At 54.5% G+C, this 24,972-nt stretch carries 22 protein-coding genes; 19 read left to right on the top strand and 3 right to left on the bottom strand.

Features of this window, described 5'->3' with window-relative positions; genetic code table 11:
- Positions 1 to 357: 357 nt before the first annotated feature.
- Positions 358 to 996 (top strand): DUF1007 family protein, encoded by a 639-nt coding sequence (locus OOJ59_RS15610; RefSeq protein WP_069324451.1) that lies wholly within the window; start codon positions 358 to 360, stop codon positions 994 to 996.
- Positions 987 to 1,967: a nickel/cobalt transporter gene (locus OOJ59_RS15605; protein ID WP_137347045.1), complete on the top strand. Its 981-nt coding sequence runs from the start codon at positions 987 to 989 to the stop codon at positions 1,965 to 1,967. Before OOJ59_RS15610 ends, OOJ59_RS15605 begins: the two co-directional genes overlap by 10 nt.
- A 104-nt stretch (positions 1,968 to 2,071) precedes the next feature.
- On the opposite strand, the gene suhB is transcribed toward OOJ59_RS15605, so the two are convergent.
- On the bottom strand, positions 2,072 to 2,875 hold the full coding sequence (gene suhB, locus OOJ59_RS15600) for an inositol-1-monophosphatase (RefSeq protein WP_003835237.1): 804 nt from the start codon (positions 2,873 to 2,875) through the stop codon (positions 2,072 to 2,074).
- A gap of 118 nt (positions 2,876 to 2,993) precedes the next feature.
- Here suhB and trmJ point away from each other — a divergent pair, with 118 nt between their 5' ends.
- The 11 genes from trmJ (at position 2,994) to sseB (ending at position 11,671) form a co-directional block, all read left to right on the top strand.
- Positions 2,994 to 3,725 carry a tRNA (cytosine(32)/uridine(32)-2'-O)-methyltransferase TrmJ gene (gene trmJ / locus OOJ59_RS15595; protein ID WP_069324453.1) on the top strand — a complete coding sequence of 244 codons (732 nt, stop codon included), beginning with the start codon at positions 2,994 to 2,996 and terminating at the stop codon, positions 3,723 to 3,725.
- 173 nt (positions 3,726 to 3,898) lie between these two features.
- Entirely contained in the window at positions 3,899 to 4,390 is a 492-nt protein-coding gene (iscR, locus tag OOJ59_RS15590; protein ID WP_003037674.1) for a Fe-S cluster assembly transcriptional regulator IscR, read from the top strand.
- A 112-nt stretch (positions 4,391 to 4,502) separates the two neighbouring features.
- Positions 4,503 to 5,717, top strand: coding sequence for a cysteine desulfurase (gene iscS, locus OOJ59_RS15585; protein WP_032939471.1), 1,215 nt, complete (start codon positions 4,503 to 4,505; stop codon positions 5,715 to 5,717).
- Between the two features lie 26 nt (positions 5,718 to 5,743).
- Entirely contained in the window at positions 5,744 to 6,130 is a 387-nt protein-coding gene (gene iscU / locus OOJ59_RS15580) for a Fe-S cluster assembly scaffold IscU (RefSeq protein WP_002913991.1), read from the top strand.
- A gap of 20 nt (positions 6,131 to 6,150) precedes the next feature.
- Positions 6,151 to 6,474 (top strand): iron-sulfur cluster assembly protein IscA, encoded by a 324-nt coding sequence (gene iscA, locus OOJ59_RS15575; protein WP_003037681.1) that lies wholly within the window; start codon positions 6,151 to 6,153, stop codon positions 6,472 to 6,474.
- Between the two features lie 74 nt (positions 6,475 to 6,548).
- A complete protein-coding gene (gene hscB, locus OOJ59_RS15570) occupies positions 6,549 to 7,064 on the top strand; it encodes a co-chaperone HscB (RefSeq protein ID WP_038642626.1) in 516 nt (171 codons plus the stop codon).
- 15 nt (positions 7,065 to 7,079) lie between these two features.
- On the top strand, positions 7,080 to 8,930 hold the full coding sequence (gene hscA, locus OOJ59_RS15565) for a Fe-S protein assembly chaperone HscA (protein WP_069324454.1): 1,851 nt from the start codon (positions 7,080 to 7,082) through the stop codon (positions 8,928 to 8,930).
- Between the two features lies 1 nt (position 8,931).
- Entirely contained in the window at positions 8,932 to 9,267 is a 336-nt protein-coding gene (fdx, locus tag OOJ59_RS15560) for an ISC system 2Fe-2S type ferredoxin (protein ID WP_003037690.1), read from the top strand.
- An 11-nt stretch (positions 9,268 to 9,278) separates the two neighbouring features.
- The gene (iscX, locus tag OOJ59_RS15555; RefSeq protein WP_003037694.1) at positions 9,279 to 9,479 is read left to right on the top strand and encodes a Fe-S cluster assembly protein IscX; all 201 of its coding nucleotides are present in this window, start codon (positions 9,279 to 9,281) and stop codon (positions 9,477 to 9,479) included.
- A 61-nt stretch (positions 9,480 to 9,540) separates the two neighbouring features.
- Entirely contained in the window at positions 9,541 to 10,824 is a 1,284-nt protein-coding gene (pepB, locus tag OOJ59_RS15550; RefSeq protein ID WP_038642620.1) for an aminopeptidase PepB, read from the top strand.
- Positions 10,825 to 10,894: 70 nt separating this feature from the next.
- Positions 10,895 to 11,671 carry an enhanced serine sensitivity protein SseB gene (gene sseB / locus OOJ59_RS15545; RefSeq protein WP_006683467.1) on the top strand — a complete coding sequence of 259 codons (777 nt, stop codon included), beginning with the start codon at positions 10,895 to 10,897 and terminating at the stop codon, positions 11,669 to 11,671.
- A 36-nt stretch (positions 11,672 to 11,707) separates the two neighbouring features.
- On the opposite strand, the gene timP is transcribed toward sseB, so the two are convergent.
- The gene (gene timP / locus OOJ59_RS15540; protein ID WP_249359792.1) at positions 11,708 to 11,824 is read right to left on the bottom strand and encodes a small toxic inner membrane protein TimP; all 117 of its coding nucleotides are present in this window, start codon (positions 11,822 to 11,824) and stop codon (positions 11,708 to 11,710) included.
- Between the two features lie 350 nt (positions 11,825 to 12,174).
- Positions 12,175 to 13,026, bottom strand: coding sequence for a 3-mercaptopyruvate sulfurtransferase (gene sseA, locus OOJ59_RS15535; protein ID WP_085049321.1), 852 nt, complete (start codon positions 13,024 to 13,026; stop codon positions 12,175 to 12,177).
- Positions 13,027 to 13,232: 206 nt separating this feature from the next.
- Between sseA and OOJ59_RS15530 the strand changes: the two genes are divergently transcribed.
- The 6 genes from OOJ59_RS15530 to ispG all read left to right on the top strand — a co-directional run bounded on the left by OOJ59_RS15530 (position 13,233) and on the right by ispG (position 24,898).
- Positions 13,233 to 18,167 carry an alpha-2-macroglobulin family protein gene (locus tag OOJ59_RS15530; RefSeq protein WP_160956111.1) on the top strand — a complete coding sequence of 1,645 codons (4,935 nt, stop codon included), beginning with the start codon at positions 13,233 to 13,235 and terminating at the stop codon, positions 18,165 to 18,167.
- Positions 18,168 to 20,480, top strand: coding sequence for a peptidoglycan glycosyltransferase PbpC (gene pbpC / locus OOJ59_RS15525; RefSeq protein WP_085049323.1), 2,313 nt, complete (start codon positions 18,168 to 18,170; stop codon positions 20,478 to 20,480).
- Between the two features lie 149 nt (positions 20,481 to 20,629).
- On the top strand, positions 20,630 to 21,061 hold the full coding sequence (ndk, locus tag OOJ59_RS15520; protein WP_003037710.1) for a nucleoside-diphosphate kinase: 432 nt from the start codon (positions 20,630 to 20,632) through the stop codon (positions 21,059 to 21,061).
- Between the two features lie 250 nt (positions 21,062 to 21,311).
- A complete protein-coding gene (locus OOJ59_RS15515; RefSeq protein ID WP_003037713.1) occupies positions 21,312 to 22,478 on the top strand; it encodes a bifunctional tRNA (adenosine(37)-C2)-methyltransferase TrmG/ribosomal RNA large subunit methyltransferase RlmN in 1,167 nt (388 codons plus the stop codon).
- A gap of 285 nt (positions 22,479 to 22,763) precedes the next feature.
- Complete coding sequence (gene rodZ / locus OOJ59_RS15510; RefSeq protein WP_085049325.1) at positions 22,764 to 23,753, top strand: cytoskeleton protein RodZ; 990 nt, start codon at positions 22,764 to 22,766, stop codon at positions 23,751 to 23,753.
- Positions 23,754 to 23,779: 26 nt separating this feature from the next.
- The gene (ispG, locus tag OOJ59_RS15505; protein ID WP_016154000.1) at positions 23,780 to 24,898 is read left to right on the top strand and encodes a flavodoxin-dependent (E)-4-hydroxy-3-methylbut-2-enyl-diphosphate synthase; all 1,119 of its coding nucleotides are present in this window, start codon (positions 23,780 to 23,782) and stop codon (positions 24,896 to 24,898) included.
- The last annotated feature ends 74 nt before the right edge of the window (positions 24,899 to 24,972 follow it).

The raw sequence follows: 24,972 nt of genomic DNA, 5'->3' as shown, positions 1-24,972 counted from the left end.
AGGGAATGAATCATAAGTTCCGTGAATGTGATCTATGTCCGTTATTGTAGATTTAAAGAAAATTAATGGTTAAATATTGGTTAAATTAATGGGATTTTATATCCATACCAGCAAAATTATTGTTAATAAATAATTAAAATAAAACTTTTAATTAACAATTTATTATCATTTTGCATAAATTGTGACCGCGAAAAGGGATTCAGACGGGTGTTGCTGGAGAAAGAATTGTCGAAATTGAGAACTGAATCGATACCGGAAAAGGGGGCTCAACATTTTTTCGTTCAATGTTATCCTCAGCACTCTTTCGCCAAACACACCATTATTTCTGGCGGCCTGGATTTTTATCGTGGAGAAGTCATGCAGCGTGTTAAGCACATCATTGTAACGTTGTTTCTTGCTGTCCTGTCCTTTGGCGCAGGGGCGCATCCCCACAGCTTTATCCATTTGAAAACCGAGATAGTGAGCGAGAATAATCAGTTCGTGGCGCTGAAAATGCGCTGGACGATGGATGAAATCACCTCGGCAGATCTGCTTTACGATGCGGGGAATGCTAAACCTGGCTCAGAGATCTGGAAAAAACTGGCGGCGGAAGTGATGGCGAATGTGCTTGGGCAGCATTATTTCACTGAAGTGTGGCATGAAGGGCAAAAGGTAAAGTTTAAAAACAGGCCGACGGAATACGGCATGGAACGTGAGGAACATCAGGCGGTGCTGACGTTCGTTCTACCCTTAGCTGAACCACAGCCGCTGAGTGGTCAAAAATATACCATTTCAACCTTCGATCCGACCTACTACGTGGATATGAGCTATGACCAGGATAGCGATGCCCGGCTGTCGCAGGCGATCAGCCAGCAATGCCGTATTTCAGTACACACCCCGACGCCGAATGAACAAACGCTGATCTTTGCGCAGTCGCTGGATAAAGAAGACGCCCCGCCGGAGGATATGGAGTTGGGTAAACAGTTCGCACAAACGGTAACGCTGCAATGTCAGTAGTTTATCAACCACGACCCACCGGACGTCGCTGGCTCACGCTGTGGCCGCTGGCGCTATTTTTGCTGCTGGCGGCAGGCGGCATACTGTGGCTATGGCTGGCCTGGCCGCAGGTGATGATGAAAAGCATCGTCTGGCAGCGCGAAGTAAACCAACAGATGAGCGGATTGCTGAAAGCGGTTGCTGCCAGTCCGACCCAGGCAGGGGGATCGCTGCTGCTGTTTAGTTTTCTCTACGGTGTTCTGCATGCGCTGGGGCCGGGACATGGAAAAGTGGTGATTACTACCTGGCTTGCGACGCACCCGTCAAAACTCAAATCCAGTATCGGCCTGACGCTGGCGTCGTCTTTATTACAAGGACTGGTCGCGATTGGTCTGGTGATTATCGTGCTCACCGTCTTGCAGTTGCCTGCGCGGCAGCTGCATATGAGCAGCTTCTGGCTGGAGAGAGGGAGCTATGTGCTGGTGGGCGTGTTAGGCCTGCTGCTGTGCTGGCGGGCGCTGAAAAAACTGCGCTTATTGCTAAAGCGGCCAACGTTTATCGCCTTCACGCCTCGCCATGTGCATCACGACGGCTGTGGCTGCGGGCATCAGCACCTACCGAACCCTGAACAGGTGCAAAGCGGTGATGACTGGCGCGCCCGGCTGATGATTATTCTGTCTATGGGGATGCGCCCATGCTCCGGGGCCATCATGGTGCTGCTGTTCAGCAAAGTGATTGGCGTCTTTTACTGGGGTATGGCGTCGGCGCTGGCGATGGCAGCGGGCACCTCTTTGACGATTACGTCACTGGCTTTATTGGTACACAGTTTCCGCACGCTGGCGGTGAGACTTAGCGGGCATAAAGCGCCGGTGCTGTGGCGACAGATTGGCTGGACGACGCTGGCGTTAGCCGGGGGCACGGTATTAATTGCGGCAGCGGTGGTGATGTGGATGAGCGCGGTGCCGGTGGGGCGAGGGATAAGACCTTTTTAGCACTGTTGTAGGATGAATGCCTGATGGCGCTTCGCTTATCAGGCCTACGGGGAACTTCCCAGGTAGGCCGGATAAGGCGCTAGCCGCCATCCGGCATCAAACGATTAGCGCTTCAGCGCGTCGCTCAGTTCGTCACGCATGTTAGCCAGCATGGCTTTCACTACGCGCGGGTTACCTGCAACGATGTTGCCGGTCGCCATGTAGTTATGCCCGCCGGTGAAGTCGCACACCAGGGCGCCAGCTTCACGCGCAATCAGCTCGCCTGCGGCGAAATCCCACGGGCGCAGACCAATTTCGAAATAACCGTCAACGCGGGCTGCGGCAACGTAGGCCAGATCCAGCGCGGCAGAACCGGTACGGCGGAAGTCAGCGCATTCGGTAAACATGTTGCCAAGGATTTTCATGTAAGAAGCGGCGTGTTGTTTCGCTTTGAACGGGAAGCCGGTGGCAATGATGGTGCCGTCCAGATCGCGAGCCGTGCTGCCACGCAGACGGTAACCGTTAAGCTGCGCGCCCTGACCGCGGGTTGCGGTGAACAGTTCATTACGCATTGGATCGTAAACAACGGCAACCTCAGTACGGCCTTTAATGCGTACTGCGATAGATACCGCGAAGTGCGGCAGGCGTTTTACGAAGTTGGTGGTGCCATCCAGTGGATCGATAACCCATTGAACATCCAAATCTTCACCAACATGTTCACCGCTTTCTTCGGTGATGATGGTGTGCTGTGGGTAAGATTTGCGAATCGTTTCGATAATAATCGCTTCGGCGGCTTTATCGACGTTAGTCACGAAATCATTGCTGCCTTTCTGGCTGGTTTCTACAGAGTCTGGCGTTTCGTAGTGTTTGGCAATTACATTACCCGCCTTGCGCGCTGCGCGCACGGCGATGGTCAGCATCGGATGCATCGGTCTCTCTCACTGGATGTTAAAGAACGGGAAAACGGCGCAGAGTATAGCAGCGAGTTCGGAATATGTCTTCGTTTTATGATAATATGCCCGAATAATCTTTAGCCGAAGAAATACAATGCTGCAAAATATTCGAATTGTGCTGGTGGAAACCTCTCACACTGGCAACATGGGCTCTGTGGCCCGCGCAATGAAAACCATGGGTTTAACCAATCTGTGGCTGGTTAATCCACTGGTCAAACCGGACTCGCAGGCCATCGCCCTGGCGGCAGGCGCCAGCGATGTGATCGGCAGCGCGCAGATCGTCGATACCCTCGATGAAGCGCTGGCGGGTTGTAGTCTGGTAGTAGGCACCAGCGCGCGTTCCCGTACGTTGCCGTGGCCGATGCTGGACCCGCGCGAATGCGGCTTAAAAAGCGTCTCTGAAGCGGCGAATACGCCGGTGGCGCTGGTATTTGGTCGTGAACGCGTTGGCCTGACCAACGAAGAACTGCAAAAATGCCATTATCACGTCGCCATTGCTGCGAACCCGGAATACAGTTCGCTCAACCTGGCGATGGCGGTGCAGGTTATCTCTTATGAAGTCCGCATGGCCTGGCTGGCGACGCAGGAAGGTGATAAGAGCGTCGAATACGAAGAAGCTGAGTATCCGCTGGTGGATGATTTAGAGCGTTTTTACGGTCATCTGGAACAAACGCTGCTGTCGACCGGGTTTATTCGCGAAGGCCATCCGGGACAAGTGATGAACAAGCTGCGCCGTCTGTTTACGCGTGCGCGTCCTGAGAGTCAGGAGCTGAATATCCTGCGCGGGATTCTGGCATCTATCGAACAGCAGAATAAAGGCAAGTAAGCGAAACGCCTCCTGTAAGTGAAAACGGCACTGAAGGTTAAATACCTGACTAAATTAGTCAAGTAAATAGTTGACTGATTTAGTCGGGAATGTCAGACTTGCCCCTGCTATGCAATACCCCCATTTTACAATAAAAAACCCCGGGCAGGGGCGAGTTTGAGGCTAAGTAAGACATGAGACTGACATCAAAAGGGCGTTATGCCGTGACCGCAATGTTGGACGTTGCGCTCAACTCAGAAACGGGCCCGGTACCGTTGGCTGATATTTCTGAACGTCAGGGAATTTCCCTGTCATATCTGGAGCAGCTGTTTTCCCGTTTGCGTAAAAACGGTCTGGTTTCAAGCGTACGTGGACCAGGCGGCGGGTATCTGCTGGGTAAAGATGCCGGCAGCATCGCAGTAGGTGAAGTCATTAGCGCTGTCGACGAGTCTGTAGATGCGACCCGTTGCCAGGGCAAAGGCGGTTGTCAGGGCGGCGATAAATGCCTGACCCATGCGCTGTGGCGCGATCTGAGCGATCGTCTGACCGGGTTCCTCAACAACATTACGTTGGGCGAACTGGTGAATAATCAGGAAGTCCTGGATGTGTCTGGTCGCCAGCACACGCATGACGCTCCACGCACTAATCGTGCTCAAGACGCGATCGACGTTAAGTTACGCGCATAATAAAAGTATTTTAGAATCAGGCCGGGGTGTTAAACGCCCCGTTAACTCGGTCGTACATCCAGCCGGTTGCCTGGTTCCTTGCATTGAAGCGATGTACGGAGTTTATAGAGCAATGAAATTACCGATCTATCTCGATTACTCCGCAACCACGCCGGTGGACCCGCGTGTTGCCGAGAAAATGATGCAGTGTCTGACCCTGGACGGAAACTTTGGTAACCCAGCTTCCCGTTCACACCGTTTTGGCTGGCATGCTGAAGAGGCGGTAGATATCGCCCGTAATCAGATCGCTGAGCTGGTCGGTGCCGATCCGCGTGAAATCGTCTTTACCTCCGGTGCGACGGAATCCGATAACCTGGCGATTAAAGGTGCAGCCAACTTTTATCAGAAAAAAGGCAAGCACATCATCACCAGCAAAACCGAACACAAAGCCGTGCTGGATACCTGCCGTCAGCTGGAGCGCGAAGGGTTTGAAGTCACTTACCTCGCCCCACAGCGTAACGGTATTATCGACCTGAAAGAACTTGAAGCGGCAATGCGTGACGACACTATCCTCGTGTCCATCATGCACGTGAACAACGAAATCGGCGTGGTGCAGGATATCGCGACTATCGGTGAAATGTGCCGTGCGCGCGGCATCATCTATCACGTTGACGCCACTCAGAGCGTGGGCAAACTGCCTATCGACCTGAGCCAACTGAAAGTTGACCTGATGTCCTTCTCCGGCCACAAAATCTATGGTCCGAAAGGTATCGGCGCGCTGTACGTGCGTCGTAAACCGCGTATTCGTATCGAAGCGCAGATGCACGGCGGCGGTCACGAGCGCGGCATGCGTTCCGGTACTTTGCCTGTCCACCAGATCGTTGGCATGGGTGAAGCGTACCGTATCGCGAAAGAAGAGATGGAAACCGAGATGGCGCGTCTGCGCAGTCTGCGTAACCGTCTGTGGAACGGCGTGAAGGACATGGAAGAAGTGTACCTGAACGGCGATCTCGAACAGGGCGCACCGAACATTCTCAACGTCAGCTTCAACTTTGTTGAAGGCGAGTCGCTGATTATGGCGCTGAAAGACCTGGCGGTATCCTCCGGTTCTGCATGTACTTCAGCAAGCCTGGAGCCATCCTATGTGCTGCGCGCGCTGGGTATGACCGACGAGCTGGCACACAGCTCAATTCGTTTCTCTTTAGGTCGTTTCACTACCGAAGAAGAGATTGACTATGCCATCAATCTGGTTCGCAACTCCATTGGCCGTCTGCGCGACCTTTCTCCACTGTGGGAAATGTTCAAACAGGGCGTGGATTTGAACAGTATTGAATGGTCACATCACTAATTCGGCACCAATAAGGAGAATTCAACATGGCTTACAGCGAAAAAGTTATCGATCACTACGAGAATCCACGTAACGTGGGCTCTTTTGACAACAGCGACGAGAACGTGGGTAGCGGCATGGTCGGCGCACCGGCCTGTGGCGACGTGATGAAGTTGCAGATCAAAGTCAACAATGAGGGTATCATTGAAGACGCGCGTTTCAAGACTTACGGCTGCGGTTCCGCCATTGCCTCCAGCTCTCTGGTTACCGAATGGGTAAAAGGGAAATCGCTGGACGAAGCACAGGCGATTAAAAACACCGATATCGCCGACGAGCTTGAACTGCCACCGGTGAAAATTCACTGCTCTATCCTGGCTGAAGACGCGATTAAAGCCGCGATTGCGGATTACAAAAGCAAACGTGAAGCAAAATAATTAAGAGTTGAGGTTTTATTATGTCGATTACCTTAAGCGACAGTGCAGCAGCGCGTGTAAATACCTTCCTGGCGAACCGCGGTAAGGGGTTTGGCCTGCGTCTGGGCGTGAGAACCTCCGGCTGCTCAGGTATGGCCTATGTACTGGAATTTGTTGACGAGCCGGCGGCTGAAGATACCGTGTTTGAAGACAAAGGCGTTAAAGTTGTGGTCGACGGTAAGAGCCTGCAATTTCTCGACGGTACGCAGTTAGACTTCGTCAAAGAAGGTCTGAACGAAGGGTTTAAGTTCACTAACCCGAACGTGAAAGACGAATGTGGATGCGGCGAAAGCTTCCACGTATAACGCGCTCACCGATAACCCCACACGCATGATTTTACGTGTGGGGTTTGTTCTAACAGGCTACCCCTGAGATAGTTATGGATTACTTCACTCTCTTCGGATTACCCGCTCAATATCCTATTGATCTCCAGGCCCTGACGATCCGTTTTCAGGATCTCCAACGTCAGTATCATCCTGATAAATTCGCCAGCGGTTCTCAGGCGGAACAACTTGCTGCGGTTTCGCAGTCCGCCACTATCAACCAGGCCTGGCAAACGCTGCGTCATCCCTTGATGCGCGCCGAATACTTATTGTCTTTACACGGTTTTGATATTCGCAATGAGCAGCACACGGTGCGTGATACCGCGTTCCTGATGGAGCAACTGGAACTGCGGGAAGAGCTTGACGAGATCGAGCAGACGAAAGACGAATCGCGACTGGAAAGTTTTATCCAGCGCGTGAAAAAAATGTTTGAAAGTCGCCATCAACTGATGGTTGAACAGCTGGATAACGAGATGTGGGACGCGGCGGCGGATACCGTGCGTAAGCTGCGTTTTCTCGATAAACTGCGAAGCAGTGCAGAACAACTCGAAGAAAAACTGCTCGATTTTTAATTTCCGGAAGCGAAAATGGCCTTATTACAAATTAGTGAGCCTGGTCTGAGCGCCGCGCCGCACCAGCGTCGTCTGGCGGTAGGTATCGATTTAGGCACTACCAACTCCCTGGTTGCAACCGTACGCAGCGGCCAGGCCGAAACGCTGGCAGACCACGAAGGTCGCCACCTGTTGCCGTCAGTGGTTCACTATCAGCCGCAGGGCTACTCTGTCGGTTACGATGCCCGCGCCAATGCCGCCCTTGACCCGGCCAATACCGTGAGTTCGGTAAAACGCATGATGGGCCGCTCTCTGGCGGATATCCAGGCGCGCTATCCGCATCAGCCTTATACGTTTCAGGCCAGTGAAAACGGCCTGCCGATGATTGAAACCGCTGCCGGTTTACTTAATCCGGTGCGCGTATCTGCTGACATTTTGAAAGCGCTGGCCGCGCGGGCAACCGAATCGCTGTCCGGTGAACTGGACGGCGTCGTGATCACCGTTCCGGCATATTTTGACGATGCACAGCGTCAGGGAACCAAAGACGCCGCGCGCCTGGCTGGTCTGCACGTATTACGTCTGCTGAATGAGCCGACCGCTGCGGCGATCGCTTATGGCCTGGACTCCGGTCAGGAAGGCGTGATCGCGGTCTATGATCTTGGCGGCGGTACCTTTGATATTTCTATTCTGCGCCTGAGCCGCGGCGTGTTCGAAGTGCTGGCGACCGGCGGTGATTCCGCGCTCGGCGGCGATGATTTTGACCATCTGCTCGCCGATTACATTCGCGAGCAGGCGGGGGTTGCCGATCGCAGCGACAACCGCGTACAGCGTGAACTGTTGGATGCCGCCATTGCGGCGAAAATTGCGCTCAGCGACGCCGATTCTGTAACGGTTAACGTGGCGGGATGGCAGGGTGAAATCACCCGTGAAACCTTCAATGAACTGATTTCCGCACTGGTTAAGCGTACGCTGCTGGCCTGCCGTCGCGCGCTGAAAGATGCGGGCGTTGAGCCGCAGGATGTGTTGGAAGTGGTGATGGTCGGTGGTTCAACCCGCGTGCCGCTGGTACGTGAACGCGTTGGTGAGTTTTTTGGCCGTACGCCGCTGACCTCTATCGACCCGGATAAAGTGGTCGCTATCGGCGCGGCAATCCAGGCGGATATTCTGGTCGGGAATAAACCAGACAGCGAAATGCTGCTGCTGGACGTCATTCCGCTGTCCCTGGGCCTTGAAACCATGGGCGGTCTGGTGGAGAAAGTGATCCCGCGTAACACCACTATCCCGGTGGCGCGTGCGCAGGACTTTACCACCTTTAAAGACGGCCAGACCGCGATGTCCATCCACGTGATGCAAGGCGAGCGTGAGCTGGTGCAGGACTGTCGTTCACTGGCGCGCTTTGCGCTGCGCGGTATTCCTGCGCTGCCAGCAGGCGGCGCGCATATCCGTGTGACCTTTCAGGTGGATGCCGATGGGCTGCTGAGCGTCACCGCTATGGAGAAATCCACCGGCGTTGAGTCCTCCATTCAGGTCAAACCGTCCTATGGTCTGACCGACGGTGAAATCGCCTCCATGATTCAGGATTCGATGAGTTTTGCCGAGCAGGACGTCAAAGCCCGTATGCTGGCAGAACAGAAAGTCGAAGCGGCACGTGTACTGGAAAGCTTATCCGGTGCGCTGAACGCTGATGCCGCGCTGTTAAGCGCCGCAGAGCGTCAGGCTATCGACACCGCCGCCGCGCACTTGAGCGAGGTTGCGCAGGGTGACGATGTTGACGCGATAGAACAAGCCATTAAAAACGTAGACAAACAAACCCAGGAATTCGCCGCTCGCCGCATGGACAAATCCGTCCGTAGCGCGCTGAAAGGCCATTCCGTGGACGAGGTTTAATATGCCAAAGATTGTTATTTTGCCTCATCAGGATCTCTGTCCCGATGGCGCAGTTCTGGAAGCTGAGACTGGCGAAACCATTCTCGACGTTGCCCTGCGTAACGGTATCGAGATTGAACATGCCTGTGAAAAATCCTGTGCCTGTACGACCTGTCACTGCATCGTACGTGAAGGTTTTGATTCTTTGCCGGAAAGCACGGAAGAAGAAGACGACATGCTGGATAAAGCCTGGGGCCTGGAGCCGGAGAGCCGTTTAAGCTGTCAGGCGCGGGTAACCGAGGACGATTTAGTGGTCGAAATCCCACGTTACACAATCAATCATGCACGTGAGCATTAACAGAGGGTAGTATGGGACTGAAGTGGACCGATAGCCGTGAAATCGGTGAAGCGCTGTACGACGCCTTCCCCGATCTCGATCCCAAGACCGTTCGTTTCACCGATCTGCACCAGTGGATCTGTGACCTGGAAGAGTTCGATGATGATCCACAGGCATCGAACGAAAAAATCCTTGAGGCCATTTTACTGGTCTGGCTGGACGAAGCCGAATAAGTCAACGGGCTGCCCACGGGTGGCCCGTTTTCCTGTATGCGCGAAAATAAGGATAAATAAAATGACAGAAGCCATGAAAATTACGCTTTCCACGCAACCTGCCGATGCCCGCTGGGGTGAAAAGGCAACATACAGCATTAATAATGAAGGCATTACCCTGCACCTGAACGGAAAAGATGACCTCGGCCTTATCCAGCGCGCCGCGCGTAAAATCGATGGCCTGGGTATTAAACACGTGCAACTGGACGGTGAAGGCTGGGATACCGAACGCAGCTGGGCTTTCTGGCAGGGTTATAAAGGACCGAAAGGCAGTCGCAAAGTTGAGTGGGCTGCCCTGGACGAAGCACAGCGTAAAGAGCTGGATAACCGTCTGAAGATTATTGACTGGGTGCGCGATACCATTAACGCCCCGGCGGAAGAACTGGGCCCGGAACAACTGGCGCAGCGCGCGGTCGACCTGCTGTGCTCTGTTGCCTGCGATAACGTCTCTTACCGCATCACCAAAGGAGAAGATCTGCGTGAGCAGAACTACATGGGACTGCATACCGTGGGGCGCGGTTCTGAGCGTCCTCCGGTGCTGCTGGCGCTGGACTACAACCCGACTGGCGACAAAGAAGCCCCGGTTTACGCTTGTTTGGTTGGCAAAGGCATTACTTTTGACTCCGGCGGTTACAGCATCAAGCAAAGCGCATTTATGGACTCAATGAAGTCCGATATGGGCGGTGCGGCAACGGTTACCGGCGCGCTGGCGTTTGCCATCACCCGTGGTCTGAACAAGCGTGTGAAGCTGTACCTGTGCTGCGCGGATAACCTGATCAGCGGCAACGCCTTTAAGCTGGGCGATATTATTCACTATCGCAACGGCAAAAAAGTGGAAGTGATGAATACCGATGCGGAAGGACGCCTGGTGCTGGCGGATGGTCTGATCGACGCCAGCGCGCAAAAACCGGAGCTGATTATTGATGCAGCTACGCTGACCGGCGCCGCGAAAACCGCCCTGGGTAACGATTATCACGCGTTGTTCAGTTTTGACGACAAGCTGGCTGCCCGTCTGCTGGCAAGCGCGGCACAAGAAAACGAGCCGTTCTGGCGTCTGCCGTTGGCTGAGTTCCACCGTAGTCAACTGCCGTCTAACTTTGCCGAGCTGAATAACACCGGCAGTGCGGCCTATCCGGCGGGTGCGAGCACTGCAGCAGGCTTCCTGTCTCATTTTGTGGAAAACTACCAGCAAGGCTGGCTGCACATCGACTGCTCTGCAACTTATCGCAAAGCGCCAGTTGAGCAGTGGTCTGCGGGCGCAACCGGTCTGGGTGTGCGCACCATCGCGAATCTGCTGACCGCATAATTCATGACTGTATTGCCGGATGGCGCTACGCTTATCCGGCCTACATGTATTCATCCAATTTGTGATCCTTATGTCCGAAACAAAAAATGAATTAGAAACGTTGCTGGAACAAGCGGCGACAGAGCCTGCGCATCGACCGGCATTTTTCCGTACTTTACTTGAATCCACCGTCTGGGTGCCGGGTACTGCTGCAGAAGGCGAGGCGGTGGTTGAAGACAGTGCCCTCGACCTTCAGCACTGGGAAAAAGAAGACGGCACAACCGTGATCCCGTTCTTTACTTCCCTTGAGGCCCTGCAGCAGGCGGTTGAAGATGAGCAAGCATTTGTCGTTATGCCGGTGCGTACGTTATTTGAAATGACGCTCGGCGAAACGCTGTTTCTCAACGCGAAACTGCCGACCGGCAAAGAGTTTATGCCGCGTGAAATCAGTCTGCTGATCGGTGATGAGGGGAGTCCGCTAAGCACCCAGGAGGTACTGGAAGGCGGCGAATCGCTGATCCTCTCTGAAGTCGCTGAACCGCCAGCGCAGATGATTGACTCGCTGACCACGCTGTTTAAAACCATCAAGCCGGTAAAACGCGCGTTTCTCTGCTCAATCAAAGAAAGTGCGGAAGCTCAGCCAAACCTGTTGATCGGGATTGAAGCTGACGGTGATATTGAAGAGATCATCCACGCTGCGGGCAGCGTCGCGACCGACACATTGCCGGGCGATGAACCGATTGATATTTGCCAGGTGAAGAAAGGCGAGAAGGGTGTCAGCCACTTTATCACCGAGCATATCGCACCATTCTACGAACGCCGCTGGGGCGGCTTCCTGCGCGACTTTAAACAAAACCGGATTATCTGAGTGAAGGAAAGCCGCCCCGAAGGGCGGCTACCAGGCTTACTTGCCCTGGGTGCTGAGCGTCACGTGTATGGAATTACCTGGGTAATCCCGATCCCCGTGAAGACACAACGCGCCAGAAACAACAAGCACGATACAGAAGTATCGTATCTTCATTGCGCGGTCCATGCGAAGACCGCATCACGACAGCACCACTGGCGATAATGCCGTGCTAGCAAGTGCTGAGGAGCGCCTGCGTTACGGCCATGGAATGTCCTTCCCTGAAGCCAGTGCCCGTTTGCGAGACGGCGGGAAGGGCCATTCAGAATAATACATCAAATATTGAATAGTTTCTTGGCTAATTAACTTGACTTTTACTTCTTTAAACAGGAATATTTATCCACTGAGGTGCGCCTGCGTTGCTATGGCAACACAGCCTGCTGGAAAGGCCGCGAACCGGACTGGCACAAAAAAACCGCTCATTTGGGCGGTTTTTTTGTGGGCGAAAAAGATGAGTAAATCAGATTTTATTTAGCCTCAGATGGTTCTACCGGTAAATCGTTGCGCGCTCCCCATTCGCTCCACGCCCCGTCATACAGTGCGACGTTCGAAACATCCAGCGTGGCAAGCGCCAGTACCACCACGGCAGCCGTTACGCCGGAGCCGCAGCTGGCGATAATGGGGCGGTCAAAGCTCACGCCGTGGCTGAAGAAAATAGCATCCAGCTCATCGGTAGTTTTGAGTTCGCCGTCACGAACCAGCTCTGTCCACGGAACGTTAAGCGCACCGGGTACATGACCACGCTTCAGGCCTGGACGCGGCTCGTCAACTTCGGCATTAAAACGCGCAGCCGGGCGGGCATCGACGATCTGCGCCGTTTTTTCATGACTGGCCAGCAGCACATCGGTGACGCGCACCACGGCTTCAGGCGTAAATGCGACGTTAAATTCGCCTTCGGGTAACTCCTCGTTTCCTTCCTGCAGCATGAGCTCATCGCGCTGCCAGCCAGCAAGACCACCCGCCAGAATGGAGACATTCTCGACGCCAAAAGTCCGCAGCATCCACCATGCGCGCGGCGCCGAAAACAGATTGCCGTCATCGTAGACAACCAGATGTTTATCCTGATGAACACCCAATTCGCGCATCGCGACAGCGAAGGCTTCCGGGCGCGGCATCATGTGCGGCAAGGGCGAGGTATGGTCGGAAAGCGCTTCAATATCAAAAAAAACGGCGCCAGGAATATGACCTGCGCGATACTCCTCGCCAACATCGCGATCTTCCTGACCTGGAGGTGCCATCCGGGCATCAAGGATTTGTATTTCCGGGTCGTCAATGTGTTCGGCAAGCCAGTCGGCAGCGACAAAGAAGGCGGTGGTCATAGGCATCTCCATTTTTACCAGGTTTTGGCAAATTGTCGGACGTTTAGTGCAAAGCGACAAGTAAAAGAGGCTGATTTGTCAGGCGAATCCACATTAATCACGAAAATTAGGACAACGTTGTTCATTTACTGGCTTCCACAGCCTGAAAACTAACGCATAATAGTTGTTCTACGTAGCTAACGGGCCACTACGGCCAGGGATGAAAAATGAAACATTTACGCGTAGCGGCCTGCATGCTGATGCTGGCACTTGTCGGGTGTGATAATAATAACGAAAAATCGACGACGGCTGCGAAGCCGGATGCACCTGCTCCGCAGACTGCGCCCGCAAAAGACAAGACCCAGTTAGAGAAGCTGATGCAACAAAGTCAGGGCAAGTCGCTGACGCTGTTAGATGCCTCAGAGGTCCAGCTCGACGGCGCGGCAACGCTCGTGTTGACCTTCTCCATTCCCCTCGATCCGGAACAGGATTTTTCCCGCGTAGTGCACGTTGTCGATAAAAAAAGCGGCAAAGTCGATGGTGCCTGGGAGCTGGCGCCAAACCTGAAAGAGCTACGCTTACGGCACCTCGAACCTAACCGGGAACTGGTGGTTACCATTGAGCGTGATTTACTGGCGCTGAATAAAGCGACGTTTGGTATCGATTATGAAAAAAATATCACCACACGTGACGTCCAGCCGAGCGTAGGGTTCGCCAGTCGCGGTTCGCTACTGCCGGGAAAAGTGATTGAAGGGCTGCCGGTGATGGCGCTCAACGTTAACAGTGTGGATGTGAATTTTTATCGCGTGAAGCCAGAGTCGCTCGGCGCGTTTGTCAGCCAGTGGGAATACCGCAATTCGTTGTCGAACTGGGAATCCGATAATCTGCTGAAAATGGCGGAACTGGTCTATACCGGACGCTTTGACCTCAACCCTGCGCGCAACACTCGCGAAAAGCTGTTGCTGCCGCTGAGCGAAATCAAACCGTTGCAGCAGGCTGGTGTTTACATCGCGGTGATGAATCAGGCCGGAAAATACAACTACAGTAATGCCGCGACGCTGTTTACGCTCAGCGATATTGGTGTGTCAGCGCATCGTTACCATAATCAACTGGATATCTTTACGCAGAGTCTGGAAAACGGCGCAGCGCAGCAGGGCATTGACGTCACATTACTCAACGAAAAAGGGCAGACGCTGGCGCAAGCCACCAGTGACGCGCAGGGGCATGTACAGCTTAAGACTGATAAAGAAGCTGCCTTATTGCTGGCCCGCAAAGACGGGCAGACTACGCTGCTTGACCTGAAACTTCCGGCATTGGATCTGGCTGAGTTTGATATTGCCGGCGCACCGGGATACAGCAAACAGTTCTTTATGTTTGGTCCGCGCGATCTCTATCGCCCCGGTGAAACGGTGATCCTCAATGGATTACTACGTGACAGCGACGGTAAAACGTTGCCCGACCAGCCGGTGAAGCTGGAAGTGGTCAAGCCCGACGGACAGGTTTTACGCTCGGTTGTCAGCCAGCCGGAGAACGGTCTGTACCGCTTTAGCTGGCCGCTGGATAGCAGCGCGCCGACCGGTATGTGGCATATTCGCGCCAATACTGGCGACAACCAGTCGCGGATGTGGGATTTCCACGTTGAAGATTTTATGCCAGAGCGGATGGCGCTCAATCTCACCGCCAGCAAAATGCCGGTAGCGCCAACTGATGAAGTGAAATTCTCGGTGGTGGGTTACTACCTGTACGGCGCGCCCGCCAACGGCAACGCTCTGCAAGGCCAGCTTTTCCTGCGCCCGTTACGCGAAGCGGTGCAGACACTGCCGGGGTTTCAGTTTGGTAATATTGCCGAAGAAAACCTTTCCCGCAGTCTCGATGAAGTTCAGCTCACGCTGGACGATCACGGTCGCGGTGAAGTGACCGCCAACAGCCAGTGGCAGGAGACGCATTCCCCGTTACAGGTGGTGTTGCAAGCCAGCCTGCTGGAGTCGGGTGGCCGCCCGGTGACGCGTCGGGTTGAACAAGCCATCTGGCCTACGGATACGCTGCCGGGGATTCGACCGCAGTTTGCGGCGAAAGCTGTTTATGATTATCGCACTGACACCACGGTGAATCAGCCTATCGTTGATGAAGACAGCAATGCTGCTTTCGATATCGTTTATGCCGATGCGCAAGGCAATAAAAAAGCGGTGTCCGGCTTGCAGGTGCGTTTGATCCGCGAACGTCGTGATTATTACTGGAACTGGACTGAAGGCGAGGGCTGGCAATCGCAGTTTGATCAAAAAGATCTGATCGAAGGTGAGCAGACTCTGGATCTTAAGGCCGATGAAACCGGTAAAGTGAGCTTCCCGGTTGAGTGGGGCGCCTATCGTCTGGAAGTAAAAGCGCCGAATGATGCGGTGAGCAGCGTGCGCTTCTGGGCGGGTTATAGCTGGCAGGATAATAGCGACGGCAGCGGCTCTGTTCGCCCCGATCGTGTGACCCTGAAACTGGATAAACCCGGCTATCGTCCTGGCGATACCATGAAGTTGCATATTGCCGCCCCCGCGGCTGGCAAAGGTTATGCGATGGTAGAATCCAGCGCAGGACCGTTGTGGTGGCAAGAAATAGACGTGCCTGCGAATGGTCTGGACCTCACTATTCCAGTCGATAAAACCTGGAATCGCCACGATTTGTATCTCAGTGCGCTGGTGGTTCGTCCTGGCGACAAATCCCGTTCGGCGACGCCAAAACGGGCGGTTGGGTTGCTGCATTTACCACTGGGCGATGAAAATCGTCGTCTGGGACTGGTGCTGGAAAGTCCGGCGAAAATACGCCCAAATCAGCCGTTAACCGTCAAGATCAAAGCCAGCGTTAAAAATGGCGACGTGCCAAAACAGGTTAACGTACTGGTCTCTGCCGTTGATAGCGGGGTGTTGAACATCACTGATTACGTTACGCCCGACCCCTGGCAGGCGTTTTTCGGGCAAAAACGCTATGGTGCGGATATTTATGATATCTACGGTCAGGTCATCGAAGGGCAAGGTCGTCTGGCGGCGCTGCGCTTTGGTGGCGATGGCGATGAGTTAAAGCGTGGCGGTAAGCCTCCGGTTAATCACGTCAATATCGTGGCGCAACAGGCGTTACCGGTCACGCTTAACGAGCAGGGCGAAGGTACGGTGACGTTACCGATTGGTGATTTCAACGGCGAGCTGCGGGTCATGGCGCAGGCCTGGACGGCGGATGACTTTGGCAGCAGCGAAAGCAAAGTGATTGTCGCCGCGCCGGTGATTGCTGAACTGAACATGCCGCGCTTTTTGGCCGGGGGAGATACTTCGCGCCTGACGCTGGACGTGACCAACCTGACCGATAAACCACAGACGCTGAATATTAACCTCGCGGCCAGCGGTTTACTGGAACTGATAGGGCAAGATCTTGCGCCTGTGAATCTGGCGCCAGGCGTACGGACTACGCTGTTTATTCCGGTGCGCGCGCGGGAAGGCTTTGGCGAGGGGGAAATTCAGGCGCAGATTAGCGGTCTGTCTCTGCCAGGGGAGACGCTGCCTGTGCAGCACAAACAGTGGAAGATTGGCGTGCGCCCGGCGTTTCCCGCGCAAACTGTCAATAATGGCGTTGCGCTCCAGCCGGGGGCAACCTGGCAGCTGCCAGGCGAAGAGTTGGCTAATTTCTCTCCTGTGACAATGCAGGGACAATTGCTGTTCAGCGGTAAGCCGCCGCTGAATCTGGCGCGCTACATCCGTGAACTGAAAGCTTACCCTTACGGTTGTCTTGAGCAAACGGCGAGCGGGTTGTTCCCCTCTTTATACACCAATGCCGCGCAACTGAAGGCATTAGGTATCGCGGGCGACAGTGATGAAAAACGCCGTGCGGCAGTAGAGATTGGCATTTCCCGTTTACTGCAAATGCAGCGCGATAACGGCGGTTTTGCGCTGTGGGATAAGAACGGGCCGGAAGAGTACTGGCTGACCGCGTACGTAATGGATTTCCTCGTCCGCGCGAACGAACAAGGCTACAGCGTCCCGGTTGAGGTGATTAACCGGGGGAACGAGCGGCTGCTGCGTTATTTGCAGGATCCGGGGATGATGTCGATTCGTTATACCGATGACTCGTCTGCAAGCCGGTTTGCTGTACAGGCCTATGCCGCGCTGGTGTTGGCTCGTCAGCAAAAAGCCCCGCTTGGCGCACTGCGTGAAATCTGGGAGCGCCGCGCTCAGGCGGCTTCTGGTTTGCCGCTGTTGCAACTGGGGATCGCGCTGAAAAACATGGGCGATGCTAATCGCAGTGAACAGGCGCTTACGTTGGCGCTGAATACTCCGCGTCGCGATGCACAACAGTGGATGGCGGATTACGGCAGTCAGCTACGCGACAACGCGCTGATGCTGGCATTGCTGGAAGAGAACAAGCTCAAACCTGAAGAGCAGAATACGTTGCTGAACACATTGTCAGAACAGGCCTTTGGTCAGCGCTGGCTCTCTACTCAGGAAAATAATGCGTTGTTCCTTGCCGCGCGTACGTTACAGGATTTACCTGGCACGTGGCAGGCGCAAACATCACTCTCTGAACAGCCGTTAGCAGGTGATAAATCGCAAACCCGGAATCTGGATGCCGACGAGCTGTCCACGCTGAGCGTCACGAATACCGGTAATCTGCCGCTGTGGCTGCGTCTGGATGTCAGTGGTTATCCGCAAACCGCACCGACGCCTGCCAGCAACGTCCTGCATATTGAACGTCAGATCCTGGGACTCGACGGGAGCAGCAAATCACGGGATTCTCTGCGCAGCGGCGAACTGGTGCTGGTCTGGCTGGACGTTAAAGCCAGCCAGAACGTGCCGGATGCGCTGGTCGTCGACTTACTGCCTGCCGGACTGGAGCTGGAAAACCAAAATCTGGCCAACGGCAGCGCCAGTCTGCAGGATAGCGGTAGCGAAGTGGCGAACCTGCTCAATCAGATGCAGCAGGCGGATATCCAGCATATTGAGTTCCGTGACGATCGCTTTGTCGCTGCGGTGGCGGTCAATGAAGGACAGCCGGTTACGCTGGTCTATCTGGCGAGAGCAGTAACACCGGGAACGTATCAGGTTCCCGTCCCGCAGGTGGAATCAATGTATGTTCCGCAGTGGCGGGCAACCGGTGCGGCAGAGGGGCTTTTGATTGTCAGACCATAAATGATGCGCGGGTTGGGTAAACGCGGCTGCGGGCTCTGGCTGGCAGCCGTTGCGCTAGTGTTTGTGATGGCGATTTGGGCGGCAGACAAAATCTGGCCGCTGCCGCTTCATGAGGTGGATCCCGCGCGTGTCGTGGTGGCGCACGATGGTACGCCTCTCTGGCGCTTCGCCGACACGGACGGTATCTGGCGTTATCCGGTGACGATTGATGAGGTATCCCCCCGCTACCTTCAGGCCTTAATCAATTACGAAGACCGCTGGTTCTGGAAACACCCCGGAGTCAATCCATTTTCAGTGCTGCGCGCCGCATGGCAGGACCTCTCCTCAGGGCGTGTCGTCTCGGGCGGCAGTACGCTCACCATGCAGGTGGCGCGTTTACTCGATCCCCACCCGCGCACCTTTGGCGGCAAGTTTCGCCAGCTCTGGCGCGCGTTGCAACTGGAATGGCATCTGTCCAAGCGCGACATTCTGACGCTGTATCTTAACCGTGCGCCGTTTGGCGGCACGCTGCAAGGCGTGGGCGCAGCGAGCTGGGCCTATCTTGGCAAATCGCCTGCACAACTGAGCTACTCCGATGCAGCATTGCTGGCTGTGCTGCCACAGGCGCCGAGCCGTCTGCGTCCGGACCGTTGGCCGGAGCGCGCTGAAGCGGCGCGTAATAAAGTGCTCGAACGTATGGCAATTCAGGGCATTTGGTCCGCAAAACAGGTGCAGGAGTCACGCGAAGAGCCGGTCTGGCTGGCCCCCAGGCAGATGCCGCAGTTAGCGCCGTTATTTTCGCGCATGATGCTGGGAAAAAGCCGCAGCGATAAAATCGTGACTACCCTTGACGCCGGGTTGCAGCGGCAACTCGAAGAGCTGGCGCAAAACTGGAAAGGGCGATTGCCGGCGCGCAGTTCGCTGGCGATGATTGTGGTCGATCACACCGATATGAGCGTGCGTGGCTGGGTGGGGTCAGTGGATATGAATGATGACTCCCGCTTTGGTCATGTGGATATGGTGAATGCGATCCGCTCGCCGGGATCGGTGCTGAAGCCGTTTATCTATGGTCTGGCTCTGGATGACGGATTAATTCATCCCGCTTCGTTGTTGCAGGATGTACCACGGCGAACCGGTGATTATCGACCGGGGAATTTTGACAGTGGTTTTCACGGACCGGTAAGTATGAGCGAGGCGCTGGTACGTTCGCTGAATTTACCTGCGGTCCAGGTTCTGGAAGCCTATGGCCCGAAGCGTTTTGCCGCATCGTTACGTAACGTCGGTTTACCGCTATATCTGCCCGCAGGGGCTGCGCCGAATCTGTCGCTGATTTTAGGCGGGGCGGGGGCAAGGCTTGATGATATGGCGGCGGCGTATAGCGCCTTTGCCCGCCACGGGAAGGCGGGTAAATTGCGTCTGCAGCCGGCAGACCCGCTACTGGAGCGTCCGCTGATGTCGGCAGGCGCGGCGTGGATTATTCGCCGGATTATGGCTGACGAAGCACAACCGCTACCGGATAACGCACTGAGCAGAGTGGTTCCTCTTGCGTGGAAAACGGGCACCAGCTATGGCTATCGCGATGCGTGGGCGATTGGGATTAACGCCCGTTATGTGATTGGCATCTGGACCGGCAGGCCCGACGGTACGCCGGTGGTGGGGCAGTTTGGCTTTGCCAGCGCCGTACCTGTGCTCAATCAGGTCAACAATCTGCTGCTCTCTCGCGGGACGAATCAGCCGGAAGACCCCCGCCCTGAATCCGTTAGCCGCGGCGTGGTATGTTGGCCGGGCGGGCAATCTCTTGCGGCTGGAGACAGTAACTGTCGCCGCCGTCTGGCAACCTGGCTACTGGATGGCAGTCAGCCGCCAACACTGTTATTACCTGAGCAGGAAGGCGTTAACGGCATTCGTTTCCCTGTCTGGCTGGACGGAGGGGGCAAACGCGTGGCGGCGGATTGCCCGCAGGCGCGCGAACAGACGCTTATCGTCTGGCCCTTGCCGCTTGAACCATGGCTGCCGGAATCAGAGCGCCGTGGGGCGAGATTACCGCCTGTTTCTGCCACATGTCCGCCGTTGGGGCAGGATCCCGGGTTACCGTTGCAGTTGACAGGTCTGCGCGATGGCGCGATTGTGAAGCGTTTACCTGGTTCTCCAGAGGCTTCATTGCCGGTGCAAACCAGCGGTGGAACAGGCGATCGCTGGTGGTTTCTTAACGGACAACGTCTGGACGAGCGCGGGCGTCAGCTGACGCTACGTCTGACGGTCAAAGGGGATTACCAACTGCTGGTGATGGATGACGCCGGACAGGTGGCGACGGTGAGATTTTCGGTGCAGTAGACCAGTTGGTGAGTGTTTGTTGCTAAAACTCATCTTATTTTAAAGAAATGTTACCTTCATCAATAGTCAATTGCCGGGATGCTCTTTATAATCCGCGCCAGGTCGTACATCTATATAGACAACAACAGAACATATTACAGAGGTTATCAATGGCTATTGAACGTACTTTTTCCATCATTAAACCAAACGCGGTGGCAAAAAACGTTATTGGGAGCATCTTTGCGCGCTTTGAAGCTGCAGGGTTCAAGATTGTAGGGACTAAAATGCTGCACCTGACCGTTGAGCAGGCGCGTGGCTTTTATGCTGAGCACGACGGCAAACCGTTCTTTGACGGTCTGGTTGAATTCATGACCTCCGGTCCGATCGTTGTTTCCGTTCTGGAAAGCGAAAACGCCGTACAGCGTCATCGCGATCTGCTGGGCGCTACCAACCCGGCGAACGCGCTGGCCGGTACCCTGCGTGCCGACTACGCTGACAGCTTCACCGAAAACGGGACTCACGGTTCTGATTCCGTTGAATCTGCCGCTCGCGAAATCGCCTATTTCTTCGGTGAGGGCGAGGTTTGCCCGCGTACGCGCTAATAAGCTCGTCCTGTAGGCCGGATAAGCGTTTGCGCATCCGGCTCTGCTTTGCCTGATGGCGACGCGAGGCGTCTTATCAGGCCTACGTTCTTTCTTTACATATTATTTTCGCTAATGCTTCGTGCAAACGTGGCATCCCTGCGCCAGACTTTGTACAATGCAACGCCCCGGAAGAGCAGACCGCTTGCCGGGGCGTTTCTTTTTAACCCTCCACGGGCCACAACGTGTAACAACGAGGCCGGAAAAAATTATGTCTGAATTAGTTAACACCTCTGAAGTCGTCATTCCTGCGGTTCCAAATAAAAATGGAAAAATTAACCTGCTGGATCTGAACCGTCAGCAAATGCGCGAATTCTTCAAAGAAATGGGCGAAAAGCCGTTTCGTGCCGATCAGGTCATGAAGTGGATGTACCACTATTGCAGCGACAACTTTGATGACATGACTGACATCAATAAGGTGCTGCGTAACAAGCTGAAAGAAGTCGCTGAAATTCGCGCCCCGGAAGTGGTGGAAGAGCAGCGTTCCTCTGACGGCACGATCAAATGGGCTATCGCGGTTGGCGATCAGCGCGTTGAAACCGTTTATATTCCGGAAGACGATCGCGCGACCCTGTGTGTTTCTTCACAGGTTGGTTGTGCATTAGAGTGTAAATTCTGCTCTACGGCACAACAGGGATTTAACCGTAACCTGCGAGTGTCGGAAATCATTGGTCAGGTTTGGCGTGCGGCGAAAATCGTCGGTGCGGTAAAAGCAACGGGTGTTCGTCCTATCACCAACGTGGTGATGATGGGGATGGGCGAGCCGTTGCTCAACCTGACTAACGTGGTGCCGGCGATGGAAATCATGCTGGATGACTTCGGTTTCGGGCTGTCCAAGCGTCGCGTTACGCTTTCCACCTCAGGGGTTGTACCTGCGTTGGATAAGCTGGGCGATATGATTGACGTTGCGCTGGCGATCTCTCTGCATGCGCCGAACGATGAAATTCGTGACGAAATTGTGCCTATCAACAAAAAGTACAATATCGAAACGTTCCTCGGGGCAGTGCGTCGTTATCTGGAGAAATCCAACGCCAACCAGGGTCGTGTGACCATTGAGTATGTCATGTTGGATCACATCAATGACGGTACCGAACACGCGCATCAACTGGCTGAACTGCTGAAAGATACGCCGTGTAAGATCAACCTGATCCCGTGGAACCCGTTCCCTGGCGCACCGTATGGTCGTAGCTCTAACAGCCGTATCGATCGTTTCTCCAAAGTGTTGATGAGCTATGGTTTCACCACCATCGTGCGTAAAACACGTGGCGATGACATCGATGCAGCCTGCGGCCAATTGGCAGGCGACGTTATCGACCGTACCAAGCGTACTCTGCGCAAGCGTATGCAGGGTGATGCTATCGACATCAAAACCGTTTGATGTCGAGCGCACTACGGTATAATTCTTGTACCGTAGTGCAATGTAAGCCAGGTGAGGTTCTTTGGTTGTTGTCGTCAGGTCAATAATAACGGTGCGTTTTTGTCGACTTTAAGGCAGTATGTAACGGCGCAACAAGAGTTTAGCCCTCAGGTTTACGCTTTTTTGTCATTGGTAGTCTGACCGTTTTATACTGTCTGACGAAGGTTAACTGACCAGATGTTTCGCGGTGTGGGTGAGCATTGTGACTCGCCGGCGCCAGAACCCAAATTTACGCAGCTGTAGCGAATGAATACTGAAGCCACGCACGACAAAAATGAAGCACTCTCCACCGGCGTTCGTCTGCGCAATGCCCGTGAACAACTCGGATTCAGCCAACAGGCAGTCGCGGAACGACTGTGCCTGAAGGTCTCCACGGTACGCGATATTGAAGAAGATAAGGCACCAGCCGATCTCGCTTCAACATTCCTGCGTGGGTACATCCGTTCTTATGCGCGTCTGGTGCATATTCCTGAAGAAGAACTGTTGCCAGGGCTGGAAAAACAGGCTCCAGTTCGCCCTGCTAAAGTCGCGCCGATGCAGAGCTTCTCGCTCGGTAAGCGTCGTAAAAAGCGCGATGGCTGGTTAATGACCTTCACCTGGCTGGTGCTGTTTGTCGTTGTCGGACTGACAGGCGCCTGGTGGTGGCAGAACCATAAAGCGCAGCAGGAAGAGATCAGCACCATGGCCGATCAATCTTCTGCTGAGCTGAATGCCGGTAAAGACACTGCGCAGAATGTACCGTTAGATACCAGCGCCGCAGCAGGTCAGGAGACGACGCCGACTGCAGATGATGGCGCAGTGGCGGACGCCGCGCCATCGACGGATGCTCCGGCAACCCCGGCGCCAGCCGCGGATGCGCAACAGAATGCTGTTGTAGCGCCGTCTCAGGCCAATGTCGATACCGCAACCGCAGCGCCAACAAATGCGGCCCCGCTGCCGACTGACCAGGCGGGTGTAAGTACCCCAGCAGCCGATCCTAACGCACTGGTAATGAACTTTACCGCCGATTGCTGGTTGGAAGTAACCGATGCAACCGGTAAAAAATTGTTCAGCGGTATGCAGCGTAAAGACGGTAATCTGAATTTGACCGGTCAGGCGCCGTACAAACTGAAAATTGGCGCTCCGGCGGCAGTGCAGATTCAGTTCCAGGGTAAACCTGTCGATCTGAGTCGTTTTATCAGAACTAACCAGGTTGCACGTCTGACCGTTAATGCCGAACAATCACCGGCTCAGTAACAGACGGCAATGCGGGAGATTTTTTAATGCATAACCAGGCTCCAATTCAACGTAGAAAATCGACACGCATTTACGTTGGGAACGTGCCGATCGGCGATGGCGCGCCCATCGCCGTACAGTCTATGACCAATACGCGCACCACTGACGTGGAAGCGACGGTTAATCAGATCAAAGCGCTGGAACGCGTAGGCGCAGATATTGTTCGTGTCTCTGTACCGACAATGGATGCTGCAGAAGCGTTCAAGCTTATCAAACAGCAGGTTAATGTCCCGCTGGTTGCCGATATTCACTTCGACTACCGTATCGCGCTGAAAGTGGCGGAATACGGCGTTGACTGTCTGCGTATCAACCCAGGCAATATCGGTAATGAAGAGCGCATCCGTATGGTAGTAGACTGCGCTCGTGATAAAAATATTCCTATCCGCATCGGTGTAAACGCCGGATCGCTGGAAAAAGATCTGCAGGAAAAATACGGTGAACCGACGCCGCAGGCGCTGCTGGAATCCGCTATGCGTCATGTGGATCACCTCGATCGTTTGAACTTCGATCAATTCAAAGTCAGCGTTAAAGCCTCTGACGTTTTCCTCGCCGTAGAATCCTATCGCCTGCTGGCGAAACAGATCGATCAACCGCTGCATCTGGGGATCACCGAAGCCGGTGGCGCACGTAGCGGGGCGGTGAAATCCGCGATCGGTTTAGGATTGCTGCTATCAGAAGGGATCGGCGATACGCTGCGTGTTTCTCTGGCTGCCGATCCGGTGGAAGAGATCAAAGTGGGCTTCGATATTCTGAAATCGCTGCGCATTCGCGCGCGCGGGATCAATTTCATCGCTTGTCCAACCTGCTCACGTCAGGAATTCGACGTTATCGGTACGGTTAACGCGTTGGAGCAACGCCTGGAAGATATCATTACGCCAATGGATGTTTCGATCATCGGCTGTGTGGTAAACGGTCCTGGCGAAGCGCTGGTTTCTACGCTTGGCGTGACGGGCGGTAACAAGAAAAGCGGCCTGTACGAAGACGGTGTGCGTAAGGACCGACTCGACAACGACGATATGATCACACAGCTTGAAGCCCGTATTCGCGCTAAAGCGAGTATCCTGGACGAAGCGCGCCGTATCGACGTGCAGCAGCTTGAAAAATAACAACGTGATGGGAAGCGGCGTGCTTCCCGTGTATGATTGAACCCGCATGGCGCCCGCATTGTTCGGGTTAGCGC

The sequence above is a fragment of the Citrobacter sp. W9 genome (genome assembly GCF_026719375.1).
Taxonomy (GTDB): Bacteria; Pseudomonadota; Gammaproteobacteria; order Enterobacterales; family Enterobacteriaceae; genus Citrobacter; species Citrobacter werkmanii.
Note: the sequence above shows the minus strand (reverse complement) of the source record. Positions and strands in the feature narration are given on the sequence as shown.

Excerpts from the sequence above, each read along its gene's own strand:
- iscR (WP_003037674.1), top strand. The coding sequence starts at position 3,899 with ATGAGACTGACATCAAAAGGGCGTTATGCCGTGACCGCAATGTTGGAC.
- hscA (WP_069324454.1), top strand. The coding sequence starts at position 7,080 with ATGGCCTTATTACAAATTAGTGAGCCTGGTCTGAGCGCCGCGCCGCAC.
- OOJ59_RS15610 (WP_069324451.1), top strand. The coding sequence starts at position 358 with ATGCAGCGTGTTAAGCACATCATTGTAACGTTGTTTCTTGCTGTCCTG.
- hscB (WP_038642626.1), top strand. The coding sequence starts at position 6,549 with ATGGATTACTTCACTCTCTTCGGATTACCCGCTCAATATCCTATTGAT.
- sseA (WP_085049321.1), bottom strand. The coding sequence starts at position 13,026 with ATGACCACCGCCTTCTTTGTCGCTGCCGACTGGCTTGCCGAACACATT.
- sseB (WP_006683467.1), top strand. The coding sequence starts at position 10,895 with ATGTCCGAAACAAAAAATGAATTAGAAACGTTGCTGGAACAAGCGGCG.
- OOJ59_RS15530 (WP_160956111.1), top strand. The coding sequence starts at position 13,233 with ATGAAACATTTACGCGTAGCGGCCTGCATGCTGATGCTGGCACTTGTC.
- trmJ (WP_069324453.1), top strand. The coding sequence starts at position 2,994 with ATGCTGCAAAATATTCGAATTGTGCTGGTGGAAACCTCTCACACTGGC.
- pbpC (WP_085049323.1), top strand. The coding sequence starts at position 18,168 with ATGATGCGCGGGTTGGGTAAACGCGGCTGCGGGCTCTGGCTGGCAGCC.
- OOJ59_RS15605 (WP_137347045.1), top strand. The coding sequence starts at position 987 with ATGTCAGTAGTTTATCAACCACGACCCACCGGACGTCGCTGGCTCACG.
- pepB (WP_038642620.1), top strand. The coding sequence starts at position 9,541 with ATGACAGAAGCCATGAAAATTACGCTTTCCACGCAACCTGCCGATGCC.
- ndk (WP_003037710.1), top strand. The coding sequence starts at position 20,630 with ATGGCTATTGAACGTACTTTTTCCATCATTAAACCAAACGCGGTGGCA.
- iscX (WP_003037694.1), top strand. The coding sequence starts at position 9,279 with ATGGGACTGAAGTGGACCGATAGCCGTGAAATCGGTGAAGCGCTGTAC.
- iscS (WP_032939471.1), top strand. The coding sequence starts at position 4,503 with ATGAAATTACCGATCTATCTCGATTACTCCGCAACCACGCCGGTGGAC.
- iscU (WP_002913991.1), top strand. The coding sequence starts at position 5,744 with ATGGCTTACAGCGAAAAAGTTATCGATCACTACGAGAATCCACGTAAC.
- iscA (WP_003037681.1), top strand. The coding sequence starts at position 6,151 with ATGTCGATTACCTTAAGCGACAGTGCAGCAGCGCGTGTAAATACCTTC.
- fdx (WP_003037690.1), top strand. The coding sequence starts at position 8,932 with ATGCCAAAGATTGTTATTTTGCCTCATCAGGATCTCTGTCCCGATGGC.
- rodZ (WP_085049325.1), top strand. The coding sequence starts at position 22,764 with ATGAATACTGAAGCCACGCACGACAAAAATGAAGCACTCTCCACCGGC.
- suhB (WP_003835237.1), bottom strand. The coding sequence starts at position 2,875 with ATGCATCCGATGCTGACCATCGCCGTGCGCGCAGCGCGCAAGGCGGGT.
- timP (WP_249359792.1), bottom strand. The coding sequence starts at position 11,824 with ATGAAGATACGATACTTCTGTATCGTGCTTGTTGTTTCTGGCGCGTTG.
- OOJ59_RS15515 (WP_003037713.1), top strand. The coding sequence starts at position 21,312 with ATGTCTGAATTAGTTAACACCTCTGAAGTCGTCATTCCTGCGGTTCCA.
- ispG (WP_016154000.1), top strand. The coding sequence starts at position 23,780 with ATGCATAACCAGGCTCCAATTCAACGTAGAAAATCGACACGCATTTAC.